This is a genomic window from Tissierella sp., from assembly GCF_052089545.1.
In the GTDB taxonomy this organism is placed as follows: domain Bacteria; phylum Bacillota; class Clostridia; order Tissierellales; family Tissierellaceae; genus Tissierella_A.
Genome location: NZ_JBQDAA010000098.1, coordinates 691 through 8317, shown reverse-complemented (window position 1 = coordinate 8317; position 7627 = coordinate 691). Strand labels below are relative to the sequence as shown.

Below are 7627 nucleotides of genomic sequence, written 5' to 3'. Positions count from 1 at the left end.
CGCTTAGGTATAAAAATCTCCATGGACGACTTTGGTACAGGCTACTCTTCACTTGCTAGACTAAAAGAGTTACAAATAGACCATATAAAACTAGATAGAACTTTTGTGGTTGCACTCCTAGAAGAAAATGGACAAGAAGTAATAAAAACACTTATATCACTTGCAAACGCACTAGGAAAAGACATAGTATCGGAAGGTATAGAAACAAAGGAACAATGTGAAATCCTAAGAGAACTAGGCTCAAAGTATGGGCAAGGTTACTTTCTAGCAAGACCTATGCGAGCAGAAAGTGTAGAAGAAATATTAAAAAAAGAAGAATAAAAATAAATTTAAAAATATTTAAAAATATTTAAAAATAGATTAGAAAGAGATTTCTAATCTATTTTTATAGCCGACTTGTACTATTATCTATGCTATAATGGTATACTATAATATAGAATATTTTAAAAAGAAGAGGTAAGAGAGTATGACAAATAAAAAGACAATTGCAAAATCAGCCACTATGATAGCTGTATTTACTCTTTTAAGTAAATTTATGGGCTTTTTAAGAGAAGTTATGATAGCTTCAAAATATGGTTCAGGAATGCGAACCGATACATACTTTGCTGCCATGACAGCAACAGTTCTAATAATGGGAACTATAGGTATGGCTCTAAACACAACTCTTATCCCCGTATTTTCAGAGATAAGAGAAAAAAGAGGTCCAAAATCTCAAAAGAGATATTTAAACAATATGATAAACATAGTCTTTCTGGTAACTCTCCTAACTGCAATAATTGGATATATAGCCTCGCCTCTTTTAATAAGTATAATAGCTAAAGGTTTTGAAGGAGAGCAGTTTCTCTTAGCTGTAAAACTAAATAGGATAGGTATGCCAATAGTTGTCATGCTTGGTTTTACCCACGTTCTATCAGGATATCTTCAAAGCAATGAAATATTTGGTCCCCACGCTATAATGGGTATACCATATAACCTAGTCTTTTTAATAGGCTTAACCTTTTTTGTGACAGGAAATATAGAAACACTTATGATCATAAGTGTTTTAGCAGCATTTACTCAAATACTTATACAGCTTCCAGCTGTTTTAAATAGGGGATATAAATATAAACCTCGCATAAACTTTAAAGATCCATACCTTAAAAAAGCTATGTTTCTAGTAGTCCCCGTTCTTATAGGATCGGCAGTTAGTCAAATAAATGTAATCATAGATAAAACTCTGGCTTCAGAACTTATAGACGGAAGTATATCAGCTTTAACATATTCTGCAAGGATAAACGATATGATAATATCAGTCTTTGTAGCAGCTATAGCAACTGTAATTTTTCCTATGCTTAGTAAAGCCTTTTCAAATGGCAATGTAGAAGAAATAAGAAGTATATTTAAAAAGGGAGTAAATATTATCCTACTTATAACAATTCCAGCAACTGTCGGAATAATGCTTCTTGGAGAAGATGTAGTTAGACTTTTCTTCCAAAGAAATGCATTTACAGCTAGTGACACTGCTATGACAGCTTCAGCACTTTTTTACTATTCAGTAGGTCTAATAGCAAGCGCTCTTAGGCTTATGTTAAACAAGATGTTTTATAGTTTTCAAGATACTAAGACCCCTATGATAAATGGAGGCATAGCTGTTATAGTAAACCTTATACTAAATATATTTTTTGTAAGAACTATGGCGCATAATGGTTTAGCCTTAGCAACAAGTATATCAGCTATAGTGACTACACTACTTCTCTTAATAGATCTTAAATATAAAATAGGAAGACTTGGACTTAAAAATATCCTTTTGACTGGAATAAAGATATCAATAGCTTCAACAGTTATGGGTCTAGTAGTATATCTTTTATACTTTAAACTAGGTGCAGCTTTTCCAGATACAGGATTTATGGAACTATTAAAACTTGCAGGAACAGTTCTTATAGCTGCAATAGTCTACTTTGTAATGTGTGTTGTTTTAAGAGTAAAAGAATTAGGTATAATGGTTAAATTGAAGTAAATACAATATTTTAGAAAAACCATATTGTAAAATTATGGAAATATGGTATGATAGTATATGATATATTATTTTATAATATATACTTATTTATCAGAAATAAGACCCTTTTTTATGATGCCCAAGTATTTTTAAAAATACTTGGGCATCTTTACGTGTAAAAGCATTTTTTTATATTGACTCGAACGTTAGTTTCTGTTAATATATAGCTATATAAATAAACGGATGTTCGATAAACAAGGAGGAGGCTTATGAAAGATATATTAAAAGATGAAATAGAAGCTATAATACCTATTTATACAAAAGAAGGTGGAAACTTTACAAAGGTAAAAAGAGTAGGTGAAGATTTATTAGTTGCAAAGTCAGTAAAAAGTGTTTTAAAAGATATATGTAAGTTTTATCACTATGACCTAAAGAGTTCAAACAAGGCATACGGTAGGATGCTAGGTATAAAAAAGACTCCGCCTATACCTTTTACAAAAAATCTTATCTTTATAGCTGTCAAAACTAGAAAACCAATAGGAAAAGATGATGGAGCCTTTTCATATGTAAATATAGAAAAGGTGGAAGAGGTAAAAGAAGGTACCATATATTTTAAAGACGGAAAAGTTCTAGATATCTTATCAAAAGATAAGACCATACTTAAAAATATAAATCTTGCAAAACTTTTAAAAGAGAAGACCACTAGAGATCCTTTCGTCTTAAGAGAAGAAGAGCTTAATTACAATATATATACTAAGGACATATTGTCTCTAAAAGAGGATCTGACTATCATATATAGAAAAATCCAACAAATAGAAAAAATGTTTTTAGAGTAAAGGGTTGATAAAATTAAAACTGTGATATAATAAGAGTATTGTTTTTTAGGTAAAGAAGAAAAAGGAGTATATATAAATGAAGAAAACAGCAATACTTTTAATGTTTATAACTATAATCTCTAAAATAATGGGCTTTGCAAGAGAAATCAGTCTTTCATACTTTTATGGAGCTACTAATATATCGGATGCCTATATTATATCAATAACAATACCGAGTGTTATATTTGCACTAGTAGGTGCCGCTATATCAACAGGTTTTATCCCTATGTATTCAAGTATAGAAAAAGACTATGGAGATAAAGAAGCTAAAAAATATACAAATAACCTTATAAATATAATAGTAGTTATTTGTACTATAATAGTATCTTTTGTACTTATATTTACAGAACCAGTAGTTAAACTTTTTGCAGCAGGTTTTACTGGGGACACCCTAGCACTTGCTATAAGATTTACAAAGATAAGTATAGTTGGAATATATTTTACAGCTATAATAGCAGTTCTTACAGCATTTTTACAAATAAAAGATAACTTTGCTATTCCAGCACTTATAGGAATACCAATGAATGTAATAGTAATATTCTCCCTGTTTTTAAGTTCAAGAACAGATATAATAGTTCTTGCAATAGGAACTGTATTAGCAACCATATCTCAGCTAATTTTTCTGCTTCCTTACATAAAAAAAGCAGGATATAAATATAAAGCTTTTATAGATATAAAAGATAAACATATAAAAAATATGGCTCTAATAGTTATACCTGTAATAATAGGAGTATCAGTAACTCAAATAAATGTACTAGTAGATAGAAGTATTGCATCAAATGTAGTTATAGGTGGTATATCTGCTTTAAACTATGCAAATAGACTAAACGGTTTTGTACAAGGACTTTTTGTAGTAAGTATATCAACGGTAATGTATCCTATGATATCTAAGATGGCAGCCGAAAAAGATATGAATGGACTAGAAGCATCAATCATAGAAGCTATAAACTCTATAAGCATACTAGTTATACCTACCACTATAGGTGCTATGGTATTTAGTGGACCGATAGTAAAATTGTTATTTGGAAGAGGAGCATTTGATCCTTCAGCTTTAGATATGACTTCTACTGCCCTATTTTTCTATGCAATAGGAATGTTAGGAGCTGGATTAAGGCAAGTTTTATCTAGAGGTTTTTACGCTCTTAAAGATAGTAAAACCCCTATGATAAACGGAGTCATAGCAGTAAGTATAAACATAATTTTAAACATAATACTTTCAAGATTTTTAGGTATAGGTGGTCTAGCCTTAGCCACAAGTATATCTGGAATATTAGGTTCAACACTACTTATTTTAAGTTTGAGAAAAAGATTAAATGGATTTAGTTTTAGAAAAATATTTTATTCTTGGATAAAGCTAATAGCTGCATCTTTAGCTATGGGCTTAGTAGCAAAACTAGCTTTTAACTTCCTACTTGGAGCAGTAGGTGAGAGTATATCTCTTATAGTTTCCATAGGAGTAGGGGCGGCAGTTTATCTGGCCATATTGCCATTTTTAAAACTTGAGGAAGTAGATAGTTTAATAGCCATAGTGAAGCAAAAAATTGGAAGATAAAATCTTCCAAGTTTTTTTATTATGTATTTAAATGTATTTTATTTTGTCATCCTGAGCTTAGCGAAGGATCTTTCTTTCGGGTTGTCATTCTGAAATTAGGGAAAGACCATTCTTTCTCAGTTTGTCATCCTGAGCTTAGCGAAGGATCTTTTTGTTAGATTTTACTAACTATAGGTTTAAAAATTTATTACTTGGAAAGACTTGTAATTATAGTACTTATATAAGGAAGGTGTTTGCTTGTGGCGGGTTTTGCTAGGATGAGTGTAGGTGTTAGTGTTTCTGTTCGTGATAGGGAAGGGCGGCTTTTAAAGAAGATATTTGATCCTATAATATATAAAGGAGATAGGCTTCCTTTTACTAGAGATAGAATTTATAAGACTACTAAGGATTTACAAAGGGCTGTAAGTGTCAAAGTATATGGTGGTGAAAACCCTATAGTAGAAGACAATTTAGAACTTGGTAACTTTTTGATAGAAAATATACCTAAAAATGATGCTGGAAAAGAAAAGGTAGATATATCCTTTCATATGAATAAAGAAATGCTACTTTATATATTTATTACCATCCAAAGTACTGGTGTCGAAGATATGAGAACTATAGATACAAGGCTTGTTCAAAGGGAGCTAAAAGCTTTTAACTCTATTTATAGAGATAAGTTATAGGAAGAGCTTCTATTCTCTACTTAAAAGTTCACATAAAAAAGCTAATATATTCCATTCTATATAAAAAGATAGGTTTGGAGTCTATTCTAAAGAAGAATAGCTCCTTTTCTATCTTTTTCTTATGTCTTTTTTTCCTATAAACTAGCATCACCTAGGAATATAAAAGAAGTACTTCTTAAAGGAAGTATAAAAAATGTATGAAGAATGGAAGGAACTATTAAAGAAAGCAAAACAAGGTGAAAAAGATATAAAAGAAGAGATATTAAATAGACTAAGACCACTTATAATATCTAGCATAAAAAGATACTATAATAGAAGGGAAGATTATGAAGAGTTAATTCAAGAAGGAGATCTTTGTATATTAGAATGTATAGAAAACTTTGATATAGAGAAAAAAGTCTACTTTTTAGGCTATGTAAAACTACAACTAAGATATCTTTATTTAAACAAGCATAAAGAAAAAGAACACTTTTCACTAAATATAATGGTAGGAGATGAAAAAGGTGAAGAGTTTATAAACACCATACCAAGTGACGACACAGCAGGACCAGAAGATATGATAAAAGTAGAAACTCACTACAAACTACAAAATGCCTTAAAGAGACTAACAGCTAGACAAAAGAAGATAGTACTCGCCTTCTATATGAAAAGAAAAAGCATAACAGCTATATCAAAAGATCTAGGAGTAAGTTATAGAACTATAGTAAACACTAAAACAAAAGCAATAGAGAAGTTAAAACATCATTTAGAAGCTTGATAAACTATTAACTTAAAATATAAAACTCTAAATTTATCTCTTGTATAAGTTTGAGCTTTATTATAAAATAAAGCTTGGACTTATATGAATGGGAGGAAACAAAAAAATGTATGACAATTTAGAGGATGTATCTATAAAAGATATAATAAATATACTTTTAAAAAGAAAAGGAATAATAGCTATAGTTACAATAGGGTGTTTACTTCTTGGAATGCTTCAATCCTTTGTAATCACAAAAGCTAAATATGCTTCTAGTGTTTCACTTGAAGTAAACCGTTTAGAACCTATAGAAATATCAACTGAGGATTCAAACAGAGTGCACAACCTTCTTGAAACTATAACTGATTCAAGCAACATGGAGTTTGGAGACTATATAGATGAGATAACTTCAGATGAAGTGTTAGAAGAGACAATAAAGGACTTAAAACTTGAAGATACATATACAACTTCTAGTCTTCGGGGTGCTATATCAGTAAGCTCGGATCCTGAAACTGATATTATAGATATAAGGGTAACAGTAAAAGACCCTAAAAGAAGTCTTGAACTTTTAGAGAGTCTAACAGAAAATTTTAGAGAACATGTAACTACTACATCACAAGAAAATGCATCAAAGCTATTAGAAGTTATAGAAGATCAAATGCATATAGAAAAAGAGAAATACTCTAAGACACTTGAAGAATATAGAGATGCTACTGATGGAATAAAAACTGCAGAAGAAATAAATAGAGAAATAGAAGGTATGTACGAACAGCTTACAAAATATAAACTTGATTTAAACGATTTAGAAATAAAGAAAGATGGAATAGAAGCCGGTCTAGAAAAGAGTGCATCATCACAAAGTGAAACTATGGCTATAAGACCCAATGCAAATAGTGACAGTATATATTTAGACACTGGAAAAGGAACTCTTGAAATAGACTTAGCAGAAACAAATGCAAGAATAGCTTCGACAAAACAAGGTATAAAAGATATCCAAGAGTCAATACAAAATCTTAAAAAAGACTATCAAGAAACAGAATTGACAGAAAGCATGATACTTAAAAAGGTAGAACTAGCACAAGAAAGCTACGAAGTCTTTGAGATGAAATATGAAGAACTAAATATGCAAAGTTCTATGGATATAGGTAATATAAGTATAAATGTACTATGGGATACAGTTTCAGAAAACAATCCAGTAGGTACAAGGAAGATTATAAAACTAGCTATGTTTTTAGTTGTAGGCCTTATGACAGGAGTAATAGTAGCTTTTATACTAGAATATATAGAATATAGTAAAAGTAAAAAAACAAAATAATATAAACAATAAATTTTAAACATCAAGATATAAAATATCTTGATGTTTTTTTAATTTCATTTTAAAAACATATAAATAAGGAGTTCTTTATAAGGTATAAGAAGCCATATATGGTAAATTTGGTACTTAGTAAAAATAAATTACTATTATGGTAAAAATAGGTTGAGTTAAGTTTTGATATGTGTTAAACTGTTCACAGTAGCATGTACTTTGTATACATAGGAGATCAAAATCCATATATTTCACCATATCTGTATTAGTAGTGTTTATACAGTATTATGGGAATATGTGGATGTAAATGTTTCTATGTTTTTTCAATCTATATATTGCAATGCTTGTCTAAATAGTGTATGATAGTAGATAAGTGTTGGGAAATAGTTGAATATATGTAAATAAAAGGATTTAACTGTTTTTCAAATTACAAAGTATAACTTAAGCAACAAAACACAAAAAATCAGAGGGGGAATTATTTTGAGAAAGTATAGTAAATTAATGGCTGTTCTTTTAGTATT

General features: G+C 29.9%; 7 protein-coding genes. All 7 read left to right on the top strand.

The window, feature by feature from the left end:
• A partial coding sequence (locus ACTHW2_RS08075; RefSeq protein WP_442263442.1) for an EAL domain-containing protein occupies nt 1-321 on the top strand: 321 nt, incomplete at its 5' end.
• 145 nt (nt 322-466) lie between these two features.
• The gene (murJ, locus tag ACTHW2_RS08070) at nt 467-1996 is read left to right on the top strand and encodes a murein biosynthesis integral membrane protein MurJ (protein WP_442263441.1); all 1530 of its coding nucleotides are present in this window, start codon (nt 467-469) and stop codon (nt 1994-1996) included.
• Nucleotides 1997-2244: 248 nt separating this feature from the next.
• Entirely contained in the window at nt 2245-2811 is a 567-nt protein-coding gene (locus tag ACTHW2_RS08065; RefSeq protein WP_442263440.1) for a competence protein ComK, read from the top strand.
• Nucleotides 2812-2887: 76 nt separating this feature from the next.
• A complete protein-coding gene (gene murJ, locus ACTHW2_RS08060; RefSeq protein ID WP_442263439.1) occupies nt 2888-4402 on the top strand; it encodes a murein biosynthesis integral membrane protein MurJ in 1515 nt (504 codons plus the stop codon).
• Between the two features lie 239 nt (nt 4403-4641).
• The gene (locus ACTHW2_RS08055; protein WP_442263438.1) at nt 4642-5064 is read left to right on the top strand and encodes an Hsp70 family protein; all 423 of its coding nucleotides are present in this window, start codon (nt 4642-4644) and stop codon (nt 5062-5064) included.
• A 193-nt stretch (nt 5065-5257) separates the two neighbouring features.
• Entirely contained in the window at nt 5258-5821 is a 564-nt protein-coding gene (locus tag ACTHW2_RS08050; protein WP_442263437.1) for a sigma-70 family RNA polymerase sigma factor, read from the top strand.
• 106 nt (nt 5822-5927) lie between these two features.
• Nucleotides 5928-7115, top strand: coding sequence for a GumC family protein (locus ACTHW2_RS08045; RefSeq protein WP_442263436.1), 1188 nt, complete (start codon nt 5928-5930; stop codon nt 7113-7115).
• The last annotated feature ends 512 nt before the right edge of the window (nt 7116-7627 follow it).

Bases quoted from the DNA above. Each gene is read 5' to 3' on its own strand.
- murJ (WP_442263441.1), top strand. From the start codon at position 467: ATGACAAATAAAAAGACAATTGCAAAATCAGCCACTATGATAGCTGTA.
- murJ (WP_442263439.1), top strand. From the start codon at position 2,888: ATGAAGAAAACAGCAATACTTTTAATGTTTATAACTATAATCTCTAAA.
- ACTHW2_RS08065 (WP_442263440.1), top strand. From the start codon at position 2,245: ATGAAAGATATATTAAAAGATGAAATAGAAGCTATAATACCTATTTAT.
- ACTHW2_RS08045 (WP_442263436.1), top strand. From the start codon at position 5,928: ATGTATGACAATTTAGAGGATGTATCTATAAAAGATATAATAAATATA.
- ACTHW2_RS08050 (WP_442263437.1), top strand. From the start codon at position 5,258: ATGTATGAAGAATGGAAGGAACTATTAAAGAAAGCAAAACAAGGTGAA.